Here is an 18065-nt window from a genome sequence, read left to right on the forward strand (position 1 = left end):
CGCGCGCCCCGCAGCAGCGGCGCTTCGGCGCGAATTCATGGCTCGTGCCCCTACGGGCACCCCTTCGGTCTCAGGCCGATGCGGCAACAGCCGATCCGTCGCCGGTGACGACCGGTACGCGGTAGTCCGGAGCCAGCGCATCGAACATCTCGACGACCCTATAGGCGTGGTCGATGCGGCGGCCCGCGCTCGGATCGTCGAGCTGGAACCGCCAGTCCCGGCCGAAACCGAGGCGCTTGTCGACACTGACGATGGTGCCGCAGAACACCATCACATCCCGTTCCGGCAGACCGGGCGCCCGTTCGGCCAAAATCGCCAGGACATCGTCCGGATGCAGGAAGGCGGCCACCGAAACCTCCTGATAGAGCCGGTCGTCGACCCAACTGCGCAGGACGCAGTCGTCCCAATGATCGCGGATCTCCTCCAGGGGCCACAGCACCGGCGCCAGGACGTTCGGACAGACCTGCTTCGACCAGGGGATCGAAACACGCTCCAGGGCGCGGTCGGTATGGTCGCTGCCGACACCGACCAGAACGCGGCCGTCGCCGTCCCGCGCGACCACGATCTCCACCTCGCCCGAGGTCTCTTCGGTATGCACCTCGACCGACGTCCCGGTGGTCAGCGCATGGCTGCCGATCGGATAGATGCGCGGCGCCGGAACCGACGTCGCGATGCGGATACCGTGCTTGGCGACCTCGTCCCGGTGGGCGACGGCAGTCTGCGGATCGCGGGTGGCGGAGCCGAGATTGACCATGCGCTCCACGGTGAGCGTGACCGCGCCGTCGCCGCCGTTCAGGCATTGCACCGTGAGGGGCACCGCAATCATCGCTCGCTCCCCGTTTGCGGGCGCTCGGCCAGATCGAGGGCGACCGGGTCGACCCCCGGCCCGCGGTGGCGCGCCCAGAGCCAGATGCGCTTTAGCACCCGGCGGGCGCCGCCGTCGGGCGCATCGGCATAGGCGAGCCGGCCGTGCAGGGTCGTGAGATTGTTGGTGAACAGAAGGTCGCCGGCCTTCAGGCGATAGCGCCAGGCTAGGTCTTCACGCTCCAAGAGATGGTCGACAAGATCGAGCGCCTCGCGCATCGCGCCTTCGAGCGTCAGCCCGGCCAGTTCCATGCCCGGATCGATCATCACCCGGGCATAGTGAACGTTGAGATCGCCCCCCTCGCCCAGATCGAACACCGGCTTGACGACGGTCTCGGGGCCGGCCGGCCAGGCGTGCAACTGCGGGGGGCGAAAGTGATAGGGGCGATAGAGCCAGGGCAGCAGATCGGGCCGCGCCTCGGCGATTTCCCTATGCAGAGTCTCCGCTGAAATGATCGTGCTGTCGCCGCCCTGGGCCGCGTTTTGCACGCACAGCAGGGCGATATAATCCGGCGGCCGCGGCTCCAGACAGCCGTTGTCGGAGTGCATCCGGGAAAGCTTGGCCGATGCGCCGATCCGTGTGGGATCGGTGTTCGCAGCCCCCCTGTCGGTCACGGTGAAGAGCCGCCGGTCGACGTTCAGACCCTGCCGGATGGGCCGCCCCACATAGTTCGCCAGTCCCCAGGCCGTAATCCCGGCCGCCTCCTCATCGGCAATGTCCAGCGGCACGCCACGCAAGACGACGACGCCGGCCCCCGCGTCCAGGCGGCGGCGGATCTCCGCGGCCATTGGCGCAAAGGCCGGCACGCGGAAGTCCTCCTGCTCGAAGGTCTCGAGGGTCAGCCCGTTCGCACGGATGAAGCCCAGCGCGGCCGCAATCTCTTCGGCGGCCCGCGCCGGCAGATCGCAAAACACCTCGGCCGCGCGCGCGTCGAGGCCGGCCCGGTCCCATTGCCGGGGGGCATGCGCCACATGGCTCGGAACGGCCGGAGGCCGGCAAGTCGCATCCAAGGATGTCAACGCCCCGACGCCTGATGGACCCGCCATCTCGCCACTGTCTCCCTCGCCTTGACCGGCTCAATAGTTATGTTGTTATACTATTAGTTCATTTCAGCTTGCACCCGGGTGGATGTCAAGCCGAAAACCCCGGGAAACCCGTTTGGAGGCCACAGGACGTGACGCGGATCGACAGCGATCTCAGCAGCGGCGCGGCCGCCTATCCGGCCGCCTTTCGACCCCTGCGGGTCGGCGCCACCCAGCTCCGCAACCGGATCTTCATGCCTGCCCACACGACCAACTACGGCGAGGACAACCTGCCGTCGGAGCGGCACCTCGCCTATCATCGGGCCCGCGCGGCCGGCGGTGCGGCGCTGAACATTTTTGAGGGCATCCGCGTTCACCGCAGCTCGCTGGGCCGCCAACAAGGCGTCAATGGCTACGATCCGGCCTGTATCGACCGCTTCGCACGCATTGCCGAAGCCGTGCGGGACGAAGGGGGCCGGCTGTTCGGCCAGATCATTCATCTGGGCCGCCATATCGACGGCAACTACACCAGAACGCCCGCCTGGGGCGCTTCGCCGATTCCCTGGGCGGCGACCGCGCCGCCGCCCCACCCCATGACCGAGGGCGAGATCCAGGAAGTGATCGAGGCCCATGCCCTGACCGCCGGGCATCTCGTCACGGCGGGGCTGGACGGGATCGAATTACAGCTCGCCCACGGCCACCTGCTTCAACAGTTCCTGTCGCCGGCCACCAATCATCGCGACGACTCCTGGGGCGGCACAGCGGAAAACCGTCTGCGCCTCGCCCGCGAGACGCTGGTGGCCGTGCGCGCGGCCGTCGGCCCGGAGGTCACCCTGGGCCTGCGCATCAGCGCCGAGGAGTGGCTGCCCGGCGGGCTGACACTGGACGACATGACCGGCATCACCCGCCGGCTCTGCGAGGCAGCCAGGGTCGACTTCGTCCATGTCTCCCACTCGGCCTATCACGGCAGTTGGACGGTCTCGACACAGATGGCCGACATGGCCTTCGATCCTGCCCTCTTCCGCCCTTTCGCCCCGGCGATCAAGGCTGCACTGGCCGACCTGCCCGATCCACCGGCGATCTTCGCGGTGTGCAAGTTCCGCAGCCTGGCCGAGGCCGAAACGGTGTTGAGCGCGGGCGAGGCCGATATGGTCGGCATGGCGCGCGCCCACATCGCGGACCCGCAGATCGTGGCCAAATCGGCGGCCGGCCGAGAAGACGAAATCCGCCCCTGTATCGGCTGCAACCAGGGCTGTGCGAACATGCTGGCGCAGAATCTGGCCATCACCTGCCTGTCCAATCCGCGCGCCGGCCGCGAGGGCACGATCGCGGATGTGGAAGCCGACTCTGTCACCCGGCCGCGCCAGGTGCTCGTCGTCGGCGGCGGGCCGGCCGGTATGGAGGCGGCGGCGGCGGCCGCGGCCCGCGGCCATCAGGTGCAACTCTGGGAGGCCGGAGAGCGCCTGGGCGGCGCGCTGGCCTGGCTGGAAGCGATGCCGCTGCGCCATGACTTCCTGAAGCTGCTCGACTATCAGACCGCCGCCCTCGAACGGACAGGGGTCGCGGTGACGCTGGGCCGGACGGCCACCGCCGAGGCCATCGCCGCGGCTCAGCCGGACGCCGTTGTTCTGGCCACCGGCGCGGAGCCCACGCCCCTCGACCTGCCGGCCGGCGGCAGCGCGCTGACCCTGGAGGATGCGATCGCCGATCCGGATACGCTGGGCGCGCGCGTGGCCCTGGTGGATGTCCTCGGCGGCTGGTCGGTGGCGGCGACGGCGGAATGGCTCGCCGACCGCGGCCACAATGTGACCCTGATCGCCCCGACGGGCACGCCCGCCTGGACGGTGAGCATCTATTCCAGCTTCGCGCTGCGCCGGCGCCTGAGCGAGAAGAAGGTCGCCATCCTGCCCCTGCAGACGGTCACGGGATTCAGCGGCGGCCTCACCCGGCTCGTCGATCTCTCCACCGGCGCCGAGCGCGAAACCGGCGACTTCGACAGCGTGATCGCGCCGACCCATGCCCGGCCGCGCAACGCCCTCCACGACGAGCTGTCGGCCCTGTCGGCCGGGGGCAACCGCGTCATCGCCATCCACGCCGCCGGCGATTGCCAGGCCGCGCGCACGGCGCTGGAAGCGGTCTACGAGGGTTACGAGGCAGGTCGGCTGGCGTAGCGACGTGCCCGCTTAATCCATGCGCAGGCCGCCGTTGACCGCGAGGACGTGGCCGGTCACGAAACCCGCCTCCGGCGACAGCAGATAGGCAACAGCGGCGGCGATCTCCTCGGGCCGGGCCATGCGCTGCAGCGGTGTCGAGGCCGACATGGCGGCCTTCCGCTCGGGCGGATGGGCCTCCAGCATCGGCGTCTCCACGGCGCCGGGCGCAACGCAGTTCGCAGTGATACCGCGCGGCGCGAGTTGCTGGGCGATGGACTTGGTCATCGCCTCGACCCCACCCTTGGCGGCGGCGTAGGCGGTGCCGGTGAGAACGCCGCCGGTGCGGCCGGCCAGCGAGCCCAGCGTCACGACCCGGGCGCCATCGGCGAGCAATGGAAAGCCGTGGTGGCAGACCAGGAAGAACCCCGTCAGGTTGACGGCGATGATCCGGTCCCAGCGCTGCGGTGTCAGCTCTCCCAGCTTTGCGGTGTCCACGAGGCCGGCAGCCAGAACCAAAGCCGACAGTTGGCCGTGCAACTGCGCCTTGGCCGCCGCGAAGGCCGCCGCGACCGTATCGGCCTCGGCCAGGTCGACCGCGATGGGGATTGCGTCAAGGTCCTGCGCAAGCGTGTCGAGAGCGGGCCCGGCCAGGTCCATCAGCACCAGCGGCCGCGGTCCCTCCGCCGCGAGACGCCGGGCGACGGCCGCGCCGATACCGCCGGCGGCACCCACCAGACAGGCGCCGCCCGGCGGCCAGCTATCGGACTCCCTGGCATTCATCTGCGCTGCCTCCGAACAGGGGCTTCCTGTTCAACCCTTCGATTGTCTGCATTATAGGACAACCGAGCGGGCAACCAAGCCCGTTCGCCTGCGCCCCTGCAGCTCAGCCCGTGGGTTCCCACACCGGGGCGTCGCCCCCGGTGTTGCGCGACATGGTCATGCGGTACTCGTAAACGTCGGGGCGGTAGAGCGCATTGATGAACTCGACGGGGCGGTCGTCCTGGTCGAAGACAATGCGGCTGATGGCCAGGAGGGGCAGGCCGACCTGGGTCTTCAGAAGATCGGCGATGGTCGAGTCGGCGGCTCGGGCCGTGACCGTCTGTTCAGCGGAGGAAACCTTGATGCCGCCCTCTTCCAAAAGAGCGAGCAGCGGGCGCTCGGCCAGGTCTTTCTTGGCATAGCCCCGGCCAATGTCTTCCGGTACCCAGGTGGTCAGGTGGGACATGGGCCGGCTCTTGATCGAGCGGACGCGGATCGCCTTCTGGACGGTCGCACCGAACGGCAGGGCCAGCGCCTCGGCAACGTCGTCGGGCGCCTGAACGTAGCCGAAGTCGATCACGCGCACCGTGGTCGAGAGGCCCATGGCGAGCAGGTTTTCCAGCAGTCCGCGCATGTTGGACCGCAGGGGTTGCTGTCCCCCCGCCCGCCGGGTCGGAAAGGTTCCGCGGCCGCGATGGCGTTCGATCATACCCTCGCGCTCGAGCGTTGCCAGGGCCCGGCGCACGGTGATACGCGAGACCTTGAACATCCTCGCCAACTCGTGCTCGCTGGGCATCGGCTCGTCGGCGCCGAAGGCCCCTTCGACGAGTTGTTGCCGCAGCACGATGTACATTTGATGGTAGAGCGGCAGAGGGGAGGCCGTTTCAGGCAGACGGCTCCAGCGTCGCTCCGTCTTGCTTGTTGGCATCTGCGCTCCTGAAGCCGCCGCCCCCGTGGCGGAGCCGGTCCGACCCCGAACAGCAGCACAACCCATTGTTGGCCCGCCCGAAGTCACTGCACGCGTGCCGGACACCGGTCCCGCTTTATAGGTAAGTCGGTCCAGGCATGCAAGGAAACCGGCGAAGCGTGCAACACGCCCCGTCCGGTTCTTGCGCGCCCGCCACCATGGCAGAATTGGGCGGCCGGACCGGCGCCCCTAGACGTTGGAGCGCCGCCGGCTGGAAGCATGACCCGCGTCAGCGGCGCGGGTCAGCCTTCGCAATGCCCTGTCTCGAATCACATATCCAACTGGCCGATCCGCGCGATCTCCCGATACAGCTCCTCGCCCCAGGTCTCCTTGCCGAGGCTGTCTCGAACCGGCTGCGTCGCGGTGCGAAACTCCTCGCGGTCCGGATAGGTGATCTCGATGCCGGCCTGCTGCAGCTTCGTCACCAGGGCCTCTTGCTGCTCGGCAAGCAGCTCGTCGACCTTGCTTTCCGAGGCGCGCTGGGCCGCGACGATCCAGCCCTGCTCCTCCTCCGACAGGCCCTGCCAGAAAGCCTCGCTGATTTTCACCCAGGCCGGCTTCTTGATGTAGTCGACCATCGCGATGCTCTCCTGAACCTCGAAGAACTTCATGGCCCAGATCGTTTCGATCGGGTTTTCCTGGCCGTCGACGATGCCGGTCTGCAATCCCGTATAGACTTCCTTGAAGGCCATGGGCGTCGGCTTGGCGCCGAAAGCGATGAACGACTGCACATAGTAATCGCGCGCCGGCACCCGCACCTTCAGGCCCTTTAGATCCGCCATGGAGTTGATGGTTTTGTTGGCGCTGATCTGCCGCGGGCTGCGGGGCAGAATGCCGATCAGGCGAACCCGGTTCTGGTCGATCAGGCGGGCGTTCCATTCGCGGCCGACATCGCTGTCGAGTACCGCCAGGTAGTTCGCCATATCCTTCATCAGGAATGGCAGGGCGAGATTCTCGATCTCCTTCAGCCCCGGATCGCCGCTGGCTTCGATCTGGGTCGTGTTCAACGCCAGTTGAGCCAGCATCTCCTTCGGCGTGCCGAGCTGGTTGCCCGGATAGACGGTCACCGTGAACTTGCCGCCGGACTCGGCTTCCAGGACCTTCTTGAACTCCAGCGCGGCCGTGTGCTGGGCCTCGCCCTCCTTGGCCCAGAGGCTGTAGCGAACCTCCTCGGCGCCCGCGCTGCCGGCCCCCATCAGGACCAGAGCGATGGCGGAGACCATCAATGATTTCAGTTTTTTCATAACGGCTTTCCTCTCTGTTCTATCCGTTCAAAGGGGTGCTGCAGGATTCGGCAGCTAGGGCCCCGAGGCCGGCCCGAAGACCATGTCGGGAATCCACAGGCTGAGTTCGGGAAAGAGCATGATCACCGCCATCGCCATGAATAGCGGGACGTAGAACGGCATCATGGCCCGAACCATGGCCGAAAACGGGATCTTGGCGATGTCCTGGGCGATGTAGAGCAGGACGCCGACCGGCGGCGTGCCGCCGCCGACAATGAGCGTGAACACCATCAGGACGCCGAAATGCACCGGATCGATGCCGAACTGGATCACGACCGGCACGAGAATCGGCGCCAGGACGATTTCCGCGCTGGAGGCGACCAGAAACAGCCCGACCGCCAAGAGGAGAATGACAATCAAGATCAGGATGAGGATCGGATTGTCGGTGAGGGTCGCCAGCGAGGTGGCGATCAACTGCGGCACCTGCTCGCGGACCATGATCCAGCTGAAGGTCGCCGCCACGGTTATGAAGGCGAGGATGCGCGCGCTGGCCAAGGACACGTGCACGAAGACGGACCAGAAATCGCCCAGCGATATGTTGCGGTAGACCAGCGTGCCGAGCAGGAAGGCGTAGAGAACCGCAGCCCCGGCGGCCTCGGTGGGCGTGAAGGCGCCGGAAACGATGCCGAACACGATGATCACCGGCATGAGCGTGGCCGCCCCGCCGCGATAGCCGGCGCGCAGAACCTGGCGGCGCGTCGCCCGGGGATAGCGCGGCAACCCCTGGCGGCGGGCATAGAAATAGGTATAGCCCATCAAGATAAGGCCGATGGTGACCCCCGGTACGATGCCCGCCAGGAGCAGCCGGCCAATGGACACGTCGGCGACGGCGCCGTAGATCACCATGCCGATGCTGGGCGGAATGATCGGCCCGATCATCGCCGAGGACACGGTGACCGCGGCACTGAAAGGGGCGGGATAACCCTCCTTCTTCATCGAGGGAATCAAAACCGAGCCAAGCGCCGCCGTATCGGCGGTCGCGGAACCGGACATGCCGGCGAAGATCATGCTCGCGAGGATGTTGACCTGGGCGAGCCCGCCATGGATGTGGCCCACGAAGGCGCGCGACATGGCGATGATCCGCTCGGTCAACTTGCAGGCATTGAGCAGTTCGCCGGCGAGGAAGAACAGGGGAATTGCCAGGATGACGAAGGAATCGACCGCCGAGGTCATTCTCTGGGCCATCACCGAAAGGCTGATATCGGCCGCCAAGAGATAGAGGGCCGAGGCGATACCCATGGCGAAGATCAGCGGAAGGCCGATCACCATGAGGAGGATGAGCACAAGAAAGATCGTAACGACAACCATATCCGACGGCCCGCCTATTCGAGATCGTCGAGTGCGTTTGCCGGCGGGTCGGACTTGCCGCGGCCGCGGGCCCGCATCGACCACCAGCGCGCCGCGAGAAACGCGATCATCAAGGCGCCGCCCACAGTCACCGGTGCCCGGTACCAGCTCACCGGAATGTCGAGGGCGCCGATGCTGTAGAGGTTGCTGATCTGCACCAGCGGAATCGAGGTCCAGACGAGGACCCCCAGAAAGGCGACGATCATCGCGCCGCTGACGACGTGAAGCGCGGTGCCAAATCGGCCGGGCAGGCGGTCGGCAAGCGCGCCGACCCTCAGGTGCGTGCCGTCCCAGCAGCAAACCGCTGCGCCGAGAAAGGTCATCCAGACAATGCAAAGCCGCGCCACCTCCTCGCTCCACACGAGCGGGCTGTCCAGCAGAAAGCGGAACATCACCTGCAGGATGGTGAGAACGGTGATGGCGACCAGCAGCAGGCCGACCAGAAGCCGGAGCCATGCCGCGGGATCCCGCCGCCGGCTCCGGCGAGGATCGCTCCCGGTCTGTTCAGTCATGCCTGTCGCCCCGGCGTTCACCGAACCGGATCACGGTAGCAGTCTGTTGAGGGCACCAGCCGGATTGCGCGGATGCATTATCGAAGGTTGTCATATCGCCTCTGTGCCGGGGGCCGGCTCATTGTCTGTCACGGGGTCTGTCACGGGTCCGGGCATCGCCGAAAGCGCGACGCATTCAGCCGGATCACAGTGAAATGTAACATCCATACCGGTGCGAATGTCCCAGTCGACATTACCGACGATCTCGGAAACCACTGTCGTGCCGCCCGGCAGGGTCAGGTGGATCTCCTGGCGGGAGCCGAGATAGACGATATGAGAGACCACGGCGTTCAGCAGGCTGGCGCCGTTCTCGACCCGGCGGTCCGTCGGAACGACACCGCAGCGCTCCGGCCGCGCGGCGACGCAGACGCGGTGCCCGACGGCAAAGTTCCCCTTGGCCCGGGCGCCGATCGTGCGGTCGTCGCCGAGCTTCACGGTGCAGAGTCCATCGGCGCCGGCAGCGGCGACGACCGTGCCGTCCAGCAGGTTCATCGATCCGATGAATTCGGCTACGAAGCGGTTGGCCGGCTCCTCGTAGATCTCCCGCGGCGTGCCGATCTGCTCGATACGGCCGGCATCCAGAACCGCGATGCGGTCCGACATGGCGAGCGCTTCGGTCTGATCGTGGGTCACGAAGATCGTCGGAACGGAAAGCTGCCTCTGCAGCCGCACGATCTCCAGCCGCATCTCTTCGCGCAGCTTGAGATCCAGGTTCGAGAGCGGTTCGTCCAGCAGCAGGAATTTCGGATCGAAGACCAGGGCGCGGGCAAGCGCCACGCGCTGGCGCTGGCCGCCGCTGAGCGCCAGCGGCATCCGCCCGCCCAGCCCTTCGAGCTGCACCAGCTCCAGCATCTCACCGACCCTGCGCTCGATCTCCGCTGCCGGGACCTTTCTTACGCGCAGGCCATAGCCAACGTTCTCCGCCACCGTCATATGAGGGAAAAGCGCGTAGTCTTGGAAGACGACCCCGATGTCGCGCTTGAACGGAGGAAGGCCGACCAGGGGAGCACCGTTGAGGAGCATCCGGCCCCCGTCCGGCTCCAAAAAGCCGGCGATCACGCTCAAGGTCGTGGTCTTGCCGCAGCCGGAGGGACCGAGCAGCGTCACGAACTCGCCGGGCGCCACCGTCAGGTCGAGCGCGCGTATCGCCCAGGTGGAGCCGTAGCGTTTCGAGATGCCTTCGAGTTCGAGCGCGGCGCTATGCATGCTGCCGTTCCGCATAGACGAAATCTCCCAAGCGCGTCGTGCGCTGAACGATCGCGACGCCGATCAGCGGAATGATCAGCGAGATCGCCGACAGCGCCGCCAACGTCGGCGCGAAGCCAAACTCCAGGAAACCGAGGATCTTCACGGTGATCGGCGAGGTCGCCGGACCTGCCAGAAACAGCGAAAGATTGACGTCGGTAAAGGAATGAATGAAGGAAAACAGCGCACCGGCGACCAGGCCGTTGCGGATCAGCGGCAGGATCGTATCGATCAGGATGCGCCAGCGCGTCGCCCCAAGGCTGGCGGCCGCCGCTTCCAGGTTGGGCGGCAGGCCGTTGAGGCTGACGGAGATGGTGCGCACCGAGAAGGGAACGCAGATCACGATGTGGCCGATCAAAAGCGCGCCGAATCCCATGGACGCGAAGAGGCCGGTCCAGTGGAACACCTGCAGCAGCCCGATCCCCGTCGCCAGCGTCGGCAGCAGCAAGGGGCCCAGGACCAGGAGGACGAGCGCCTTCTTGCCGGGGAAGTCGTACCGCACCAGGCCGAACGCGAGAGGCAGCGCCAGGGCGGTGCTGAGCGCCGCGGCGGTGATCGACAGCTTGAGACTGAAGAAGATGGCGCTGCTCCATTCATCGGACAGCGCCTCCTGCCACCAGCGCAGCGACCAGCCCTCCGGCGGAAAGACGGAGCGCGTGCCGGCGTTGAAGGAGACGGCGACCGTCACCAGGATCGGGACCAGCATGAACAGATAGGTGAGCGTGACGGCGATCTTGAGCCATGTCCACGGACGGGGAGCCAAGTGCATCATAACCGCACCTTGCGGCCGCCGAAACGAAACGACAGAACCAGGATGACCAGGGTGGACCCGATCAGGACCGTCCCCAGGGCCGCGCCCAGCGACCAGTCCAGAACCTGCATGATGAAGGTATAGATCAAGGTGGCGATGGTCTGGGAGGCATAGCCCCCAAGGATCGCCGGGGTCGCATAGGCGCTGATCGAGATGGAGAAGGCCAGCAGGAAGGAGGCGATCAGCCCCGGCATGACAAGCGGCAGCAGGACGTGGACGAAGGTCTGGATGCGGTTCGCACCGAGACTCTTCGAAGCGGTCTCCAGGTTCGGGTTTATCGAGCTCAATGCGGCGATGTTGGTCAGTATCCCGTAGGGCAGCAAGGCATGGGTCAGGCCGAGAACGATGCCGCCGGTGCTTGGGATGAAAGCGATGCGATCCTGGATCATCTCAAGCCCCACCAGCACGTCGTTGACGAAGCCGAAACGGTCCAGGATGACGTACCAGCCGTAGGTGCGGACGACCACACTGGCCAAGAGCGGCGCCAGGGAAATGGCGATCAGCAGGCCTTTGAACCGGCTGGTCGTGCGTACCAGAAAATAGGAGATCGGCAGACTGATCAAAGCCACCAGCAAGCCGACGGAGGCGCCGACGACGAAGGTGCGCGCGATCGCCCTCAGGTAATGCGGCTTGCTGAGCACCAGGACAAAGTTCTCGGCCGTAAGCTGCGATGTCAGCACCTGGTGCTCTGACTTGAAGACGCTGGCAGACAGCAGCAGCGCGTTCGGAACGACGAAGAAGATTAGAAGAAACAGCGCCGGTACGGCGACCAGATACCAACTGACCGCTATCGCCGCACCGCTGCGCTGGGAATCGATCCGCCACATTCCGGAAGGACTCTCGGGGACTTTCTAGGACATGATCTCCTGCCACTTGAGGGTCCAGTCCTTGCGCTTCTCGCCGATCTTCGCCAGATCCGGCCAGATGGTCTTGGCGATCTTCTCCTTCGAGGCAATCTGGCGGCTGAGAAACTCTTCGGGGAAGTCGGTGATGTCGCTGCGGCCGGGACCGGCGTGATAGGCCAGCGAAAAGGCGCGCTGGACGTCCTTGGACAAGCGGAAATTGACGAACTCGAACGCGAGGTCCTTGTTGGACGCGCCGGACGGCACCGCCGCCACGTCCGGCAGGCCGAAGACACCCTCTTTGGGCACCACCATCTCGAACGGCAGTCCGCGGTCGATGTAGAGCGCGGCGCGGCCGCTCCAATAGGGCGAAATCCAGACCTGTCCGTTCTCGAAGTGCGGAACCGCCTCCGACGACCCGGTGACCACGACGCCGAGATAGGGCTTCTGCTTTTCCAGATAGTCCCATGCCGGCGCCATGTTGTCCGTGCCGCCGCCGTCGAGGCGCGCCGCGTAGAGCAGCGCGAAGATCGATAACAGATTGGCCGGGTTGAAGCCGATGACGTGGTTGCGGATGCCTTCGCCGTACCGTTTCCAGGGCTGCCAGTAGTCGGCCCAGGAGTCCGGCCTCTCGACCTTCTCCTTGTTGTAGATGAGCGAGGCATACTGCACCGTGTGCACGGCGCCGTAGCCGGCGCCCAGGCCCTTCGCTTCGTCCCAGACATGATCGAGGTTCGGCACCTCCTTGGCGGTCATCGGCGCCAGCAAACCTTCGCGGCCGCCGAGGATGACTTCCGGAGGCGTCAGGCTCGCGGCCACGTCGAACCCCGGCTTGCCGCCCGCCGCACGGAGCTTTGCCATGTCCTGCGAGGCGGTGCCCGTGGCGTCGTGTATGACCTTGACGCCGAACTTCTCCTCGAAGGGCGCGATGACCACCCTTTCGAAGATTTCCTTGTACTCGCCACCCTGGGAGTTGACGACCAAGGTGTCCGCGGCCCGCGCGATACTGGCCGGCCCGGCACCGGCCGCAACGCAGGCGGCAATCCCGCCTGAGTATTTCAATACTTTCCGGCGCGAGATACTTGTTCTGTGGGGCTGCTTTGTCTTGGTCACATCGGCCTCCCAATTGAATCTGGGTTGAACTGGCTTCGTATTTACTGCCCTTGAGTTCAGGGACTTCCTCCGCCAAAAATCAGGGTAGAGTGGCGCCCTTCGGTATGTCCAATAGCCAGTTGGGTCCAACCAATAACTCACGGTTATCCTGTGATCTGGGCACGCTGGCCGTCCCGGCGGCGGCCCTGGCGCCACCTCCGGGCAGGGTTCGGCCGGCGTGCGCTCGTGCAGCCGCAGCCTCCTCAACGTTTCATTGTTCGACCATACATGCCGAGTGGGCGCCTTCCCGCCCTCTTTCCAGGCGTCGTATTCGGGGTTCCCATTCGGAATTGGTCTCGGCAGATACAGCCATGGACCGAGACCAAGCGGCCCTGTCTACCGGCGATAAATAACTGAGAGTTATGACCGATGGCGAACTCGCAATTGGACCCCGCAAAGGCCTTCCCGATAGGCTTCGACGTTGTGAAATCAACGGAATTGGACAGCGACATGGCCGTGGACCGGGAAATACTTGAATTCGAAGACGAGATGCGCAAATGGCGTCACGCGCTCCACCGCCATCCCGAAACGGCCTTCCAGGAGGTCGAAACCAGCCGCTTCGTCGCGGCGCGCCTCGATGAAATGGGCATCCCCTACACCGCCGGCCTGGCGCATACCGGAATCGTCGCCCAACTCGGCAACGGGCAGGGCCCGAAGATCGCCCTGCGGGCGGATATGGACGCGCTGGACATCCAGGAGGCGACCGATCTGCGCTATGCCTCAGAAGTCGAAGGGAAGATGCACGCCTGCGGCCACGACGGCCACACCACCATGCTCCTCGGCGCGGCAGGGGTGCTGTCGCGCAAGCGGGACCTGCCGGGAACCGTCTATCTGATCTTCCAGCCGGCCGAGGAGTTCGAGGCCGGCGCCCGCAAGATGATCGAAGAGGGTCTTTTCGAGCGCTTTCCCGTCTCGGCGGTCTTTGGCCTGCACAACTGGCCGGGTCTGGCGGTTGGCCGGGCGGCGGTTTCCTCCGGCCCCGTCATGGCCGGCTCCGGGACCTTCGAGATCACCGTGGCCGGCAAGGGGACCCATGCCGGCATGCCGCAGACAGGCACCGACCAGATCCTCGCCGCCGCGCGCCTGATCGAGAACGCTCAGGGCATCGTCAGCCGCGAGATCAACCCCGGTGAAGCCGCGGCGGTCAGCTTCACCAAGATCCACGGCGGGACGGCCTTCAACGTCATCCCCGAAACCGTCCACCTCGCCGGCACCATCCGCGCCCTGTCGGACCCAACCCTCGCGGACATCCGGGAACGGCTGGAACACCATGCCGGCATCGTCGGCCGCCAGTTCGGCGTGGAGGTCACCCTCAGCTATACGCCGGGCTACCCGGCGACCTTCAACGATCCCCGTTACGCAGCCCTCGCGCGCTCGGCCGCCGGCGCGGTGCTGGAGGATCGCCATATCGACGAACAGTCACCGGCCTCCATGGGCTCGGAGGACTTCGCCTTCATGCTGGCGCAACGGCCGGGCGCCTACATCTGGCTGGGCGCCGGCACCGACCGCGCCGGCCTGCACAGCCCGCACTACGACTTCAACGACGACCTGCTGCCGATCGGCGTCGCCTATTGGGTCAAGCTCGCCGAGCTGGCCCTCCGGCAGGAACCGTGATCCGCGGACAGCCTGATTCTACGACGCCCCTAAAACCCGCCACTGCGGTCCGAACAGGAAACCGAACGCGCCGTGACGGACGGCTTTTTGCGGATGGGGTGTCACCCCCACCCCAGCCCTCCCCCGTCGAAGGGGGAGGGGGAAGTTATTGAAACGGCTCAGAAAATCTCCTCCCCCCTTGACGGGGGGAGGTTGGGAGGGGGGTGAGCCCCGCGCTCGACCACAGCCTGTTTTCCCGATGCTGACCTTAAACCGGACGGTCGTGGACGCCCGCTTGCTATGATGCCCACTTGTCGATGCGTTCGGTCAGCCTGAAGGTCTCGGTGATCGACTTTCCGGCTTCGACCTCCGCCAGGCGTTCCAGCTCGCCCTCGAGGTGCTCGTCCGCGAGATCGGCAATGCGCGCCGCATCGCTCAAGGGCACCACAACGACACCGTCCCTGTCGCCGACCACGATATCGCCGGGATTGACCGCGACGCCGCCGCAGCACAGCGGGACGTTGATGGCGCCGGGACCCTGAGAGCCGAAGATGCGAATGCAACTGCCTCTGGCGAAGGTCGGCGGCGCATCTTCGACCATGCCCTGGGCGTCGCGCACGGCGCCGTCGACGACGATAGCAACCGCACCCTTGCGCTTGAAGAAGTAGCCGAGCCGTTCGCCGATGACCGAGACGTCCTTGTAGCCGCCCGCACCAATGACGATGACATCGCCGGGCTGGGTAAGATCGATGGCTTTTTGCACATAAAGGGCATCGCCCGGGCGCGTCAGCACCGTAAGGGCCGCGCCGACGAAGCGCATGTTGTTCTCGAGCGGCTTTATCTCGTAGTCGACGGCGCCGTAGCCGCCCATCGAGTCGCAGATTTTCGCGGTGTCGTGACGCTCGAAGCGCTTAAGGAGTTCGGCCGTGGGGCGGGATATCTCCTGGACCACCTGGCCGTGCAGGGCGTGCTTTTCCATATCTTGAGCTTATATCCTCTTCGGTCACCTGCCGGCCTCTCGCCGGCCATCGTGAATTGGCAGCAAACGATGGCCATGGCCACCTATGCATCGACCCTAGGCGATGGTCCCGGAGATTGTCCAATGATCAGATCGGAGGTAGATATAACCTGAGGAAATATACGACCGCCCCCAAACGCGGAAAGGAACCCGGTGTGAATTTTCGGCAGATGGAAGTGTTTCACGCGATCATGATGACCGGTTCCGTCACCAGTGCAGCGAAGTCGTTGAACATCACCCAGCCGGCGGCGACGAAGATCCTGCGCCACTCCGAAGACCAGCTTAAGTTCCGCCTGTTTCATCGGATCAAGGGACGGCTGGTTCCGACCGACGACGCGCTTGCGATTCTGCCCGATGTCGAGCGCGTGTTTCAGGAGATGCGGGCCGTCCATCAGAGCCTGGACGACGTCCGCAACGCCCGCCGCGGCTCGTTGAGCATCGTCGCCATTCCCACCCTCGGACAGGTGGCGCTGCCACGGGCCATCGCACAGTTCGCCCGGGAACGCCCGGAGGTGCCGGTCAGTTTCGAGATCCGGGCGAAGCGCTATGTGATGCAAAGCGTTGCAACCCAGCGGGCCGAGGTCGGCTTCGCCTTTCTGACACCCACCCATTCCGGCGTGGAAACGAGACCTCTGGGCAGTGGGCGGCTGGTCTGTATCGTCCGGCGCGACCACCGGCTCGCGGACCGAACCAGCGTGACGGCGACGGACCTCGCCGGCGAGTCCTTCATAACCTTCTCAAAGGATCAGGGCTTGCGGCCGCTCGTCGAATCCGCCCTGGTCAACAGCCGCATTCAGTTCTCAGGACAGATCGAGACCGGATGGGTGTCGACGGCCTGGTCGCTGGTCGACAACGGCATCGGCATCTCGCTGGTCGACAGCTTCTCCCAGCTCGACCGGCTCTACCCCAACGTGGTGGCGATCCCCTTTCTGCCGGAGCTGCCGGTACAGGCCGATATCCTGATTCCGCGCGCCAAACCGCTGTCACGCATTGCCAGGCACTTCGTGGACCTGGCATCGAAAGTGCTGAGCGAGGAGCACGGCAAGGCGCCGGCGGAGTCCCCGCCGCCATGAACTCACCCGGGTGAGCCCCTGTGCAGCGCGCGGCGCGGTAGGGGCTAAATGGCGCGATTGGCGGCGGCCGGTGGCTCCACCTCCGCAAGCAGCCCCGGTTCGTCGAGGCCGAGGCGGTCGAGGATTTCGAGAAAATCCGCGAACAGCGTCTCGGGATCGGCCGCTTTGTCGACCAGGTGCTGTGCCTCTTGCTCCGCGCAGATGGCCGACAGCATGCGCTGGTGCCCGAGGCTGGACACCCCGAAGGGCGGCGTGTCGCCGGCGAATTCAAAGGCCATCGTTTCGATCTCCGCCATGGCCCAAGGACTCGCCTCGGCGAAGCGGATCGCTTTCAGCCACCAGCTATCCCAGGCGCGCTTCAAGGCACGGTAAAGATCGACGACGACATTCGGCCAAGCCTCGGCATAGCTGCGCCGGAAAGCGACGATGTGGAACCCGGGATAGACCCCGGTCCGCCGGTAATAGTCCCGCTCGACAGCGACGTAGTCGGTTACTAAGCGCCGGATCCTCGACGTCTCGGTGAAAAGCTCGGCGGGCGCGAAAGCCGTGGTGATGGCATCGACACGGCCATCCAGCAAGGCGGCCATCAGGGTGTCGCCGGGCGGCAGCGTCTGCGCGCTTTCCGGCGGCTTGAGGTCTTTGGCGCCCGCCGGCCGAGTGGGCGTGGCCGCGTCCAGGGTGCCGGTCACCCAGTCCACGTCGCCGACCCCGACGCCGGCATCGCGCATAGCCGCCCGCGCCCACATGGTGCCGGTATCGCTCCATGAGTTCGTCGCCACCCTGCGCCCGTGCAGCATGGCGAGATCGGTGAGATCGCTGTCCTCGCGCACGAAAAAGTTCCTGTGCCGGAAGCCACGCAGGATAAACACCGGGATGCCCACCAGATCGTTCTCGCCCCTGGCCTTTGCGAGGACGTAGCGATTGAAGGAGATCTCGGCGGCGTCGAGTTCGTCGGGAAAGGTGATCGCAAGCGGACCGCGCCAGTCGATGTCAAGCTCGGTGCCGGGGACATCGACCTCGCCGAGCAGCAAGGGGCAGACATGATCGTAGGGCCTCAGTCTCAGGGCCAGTCGGGGATGAGCCATGCAGCAGTCTTGCCTTCCGCATCGGCGCTTGTCCAATGCACAAGATGACGGAGCGCATAACCCGATGGAATGTACTCTAGGGCCTGTTGATATTCATTTCGCCGTTGTGGTCCGAGCGAATTTGGCCCGCGGTTAGGAGCGACGAGGAAGGACATGCCTAAGCATATTCGACGAGAAGCGACGCGGCCGCGGGCCAAATGCGCCGGATCCCTTCGGGACGGGGCAGATATTCGCCAGGGCCGCGTCGCGGACGCCTTGTGGGGGACCACCCCACGGCACCGCCCGCTCCTAACCCTGGC

16 protein-coding genes are annotated in these 18065 nt (G+C 65.7%); 3 read left to right on the top strand and 13 right to left on the bottom strand.

Annotation, left to right across the window (positions count from 1 at the left end; translation table 11 throughout):
- Window positions 1-70 precede the first annotated feature (70 nt).
- Window positions 71-826, bottom strand: a complete 756-nt coding sequence (locus Q0996_RS00460; protein ID WP_299614886.1) for a DUF2848 family protein — start codon at window positions 824-826, stop codon at window positions 71-73.
- The gene (locus Q0996_RS00465) at window positions 823-1836 is read right to left on the bottom strand and encodes a TauD/TfdA family dioxygenase (RefSeq protein ID WP_299614888.1); all 1014 of its coding nucleotides are present in this window, start codon (window positions 1834-1836) and stop codon (window positions 823-825) included. Before Q0996_RS00465 ends, Q0996_RS00460 begins: the two co-directional genes overlap by 4 nt.
- Window positions 1837-2039: 203 nt before the next feature.
- On the opposite strand from Q0996_RS00465, the gene Q0996_RS00470 reads away from it, so the two are divergent.
- On the top strand, window positions 2040-4058 hold the full coding sequence (locus tag Q0996_RS00470; RefSeq protein ID WP_299614890.1) for an FAD-dependent oxidoreductase: 2019 nt from the start codon (window positions 2040-2042) through the stop codon (window positions 4056-4058).
- Window positions 4059-4070: 12 nt separating this feature from the next.
- Here the strand turns inward: Q0996_RS00470 and Q0996_RS00475 are convergent, their stop codons facing one another.
- The 9 genes from Q0996_RS00475 to Q0996_RS00515 form a co-directional block, all read right to left on the bottom strand.
- On the bottom strand, window positions 4071-4820 hold the full coding sequence (locus Q0996_RS00475) for an SDR family NAD(P)-dependent oxidoreductase (protein ID WP_299614892.1): 750 nt from the start codon (window positions 4818-4820) through the stop codon (window positions 4071-4073).
- Between the two features lie 103 nt (window positions 4821-4923).
- Window positions 4924-5727, bottom strand: coding sequence for a GntR family transcriptional regulator (locus tag Q0996_RS00480; protein ID WP_299614894.1), 804 nt, complete (start codon window positions 5725-5727; stop codon window positions 4924-4926).
- Between the two features lie 308 nt (window positions 5728-6035).
- Entirely contained in the window at window positions 6036-7010 is a 975-nt protein-coding gene (locus Q0996_RS00485) for a TRAP transporter substrate-binding protein (protein WP_299614896.1), read from the bottom strand.
- Window positions 7011-7064: 54 nt separating this feature from the next.
- Complete coding sequence (locus Q0996_RS00490; protein WP_299614898.1) at window positions 7065-8357, bottom strand: TRAP transporter large permease; 1293 nt, start codon at window positions 8355-8357, stop codon at window positions 7065-7067.
- A 14-nt stretch (window positions 8358-8371) separates the two neighbouring features.
- Complete coding sequence (locus tag Q0996_RS00495; protein ID WP_299614900.1) at window positions 8372-8908, bottom strand: TRAP transporter small permease; 537 nt, start codon at window positions 8906-8908, stop codon at window positions 8372-8374.
- A gap of 90 nt (window positions 8909-8998) precedes the next feature.
- A complete protein-coding gene (locus Q0996_RS00500; RefSeq protein WP_299614903.1) occupies window positions 8999-10153 on the bottom strand; it encodes an ABC transporter ATP-binding protein in 1155 nt (384 codons plus the stop codon).
- Window positions 10146-10955, bottom strand: coding sequence for an ABC transporter permease (locus tag Q0996_RS00505; RefSeq protein ID WP_299614906.1), 810 nt, complete (start codon window positions 10953-10955; stop codon window positions 10146-10148). Before Q0996_RS00505 ends, Q0996_RS00500 begins: the two co-directional genes overlap by 8 nt.
- 5 nt (window positions 10956-10960) lie before the next feature.
- Window positions 10961-11830 (bottom strand): ABC transporter permease, encoded by an 870-nt coding sequence (locus Q0996_RS00510; protein ID WP_299614908.1) that lies wholly within the window; start codon window positions 11828-11830, stop codon window positions 10961-10963.
- A gap of 24 nt (window positions 11831-11854) precedes the next feature.
- Complete coding sequence (locus tag Q0996_RS00515; RefSeq protein WP_299614911.1) at window positions 11855-12907, bottom strand: ABC transporter substrate-binding protein; 1053 nt, start codon at window positions 12905-12907, stop codon at window positions 11855-11857.
- Between the two features lie 513 nt (window positions 12908-13420).
- Here Q0996_RS00515 and Q0996_RS00520 point away from each other — a divergent pair.
- Complete coding sequence (locus Q0996_RS00520; protein ID WP_299614912.1) at window positions 13421-14611, top strand: amidohydrolase; 1191 nt, start codon at window positions 13421-13423, stop codon at window positions 14609-14611.
- Between the two features lie 277 nt (window positions 14612-14888).
- Here the strand turns inward: Q0996_RS00520 and Q0996_RS00525 are convergent, their stop codons facing one another.
- Window positions 14889-15569: an RraA family protein gene (locus tag Q0996_RS00525; RefSeq protein ID WP_299614913.1), complete on the bottom strand. Its 681-nt coding sequence runs from the start codon at window positions 15567-15569 to the stop codon at window positions 14889-14891.
- A 209-nt stretch (window positions 15570-15778) separates the two neighbouring features.
- Between Q0996_RS00525 and Q0996_RS00530 the strand changes: the two genes are divergently transcribed.
- Window positions 15779-16681, top strand: a complete 903-nt coding sequence (locus tag Q0996_RS00530; RefSeq protein ID WP_299614915.1) for a LysR family transcriptional regulator — start codon at window positions 15779-15781, stop codon at window positions 16679-16681.
- Window positions 16682-16725: 44 nt separating this feature from the next.
- Here Q0996_RS00530 and Q0996_RS00535 read toward each other — a convergent pair whose 3' ends face one another.
- Entirely contained in the window at window positions 16726-17766 is a 1041-nt protein-coding gene (locus Q0996_RS00535; RefSeq protein WP_299614917.1) for a nitrate ABC transporter substrate-binding protein, read from the bottom strand.
- Window positions 17767-18065: the final 299 nt, after the last annotated feature.

This window comes from Pelagibius sp. (genome assembly GCF_028289705.1).
Taxonomy (GTDB): Bacteria; Pseudomonadota; Alphaproteobacteria; order Kiloniellales; family Kiloniellaceae; genus Pelagibius.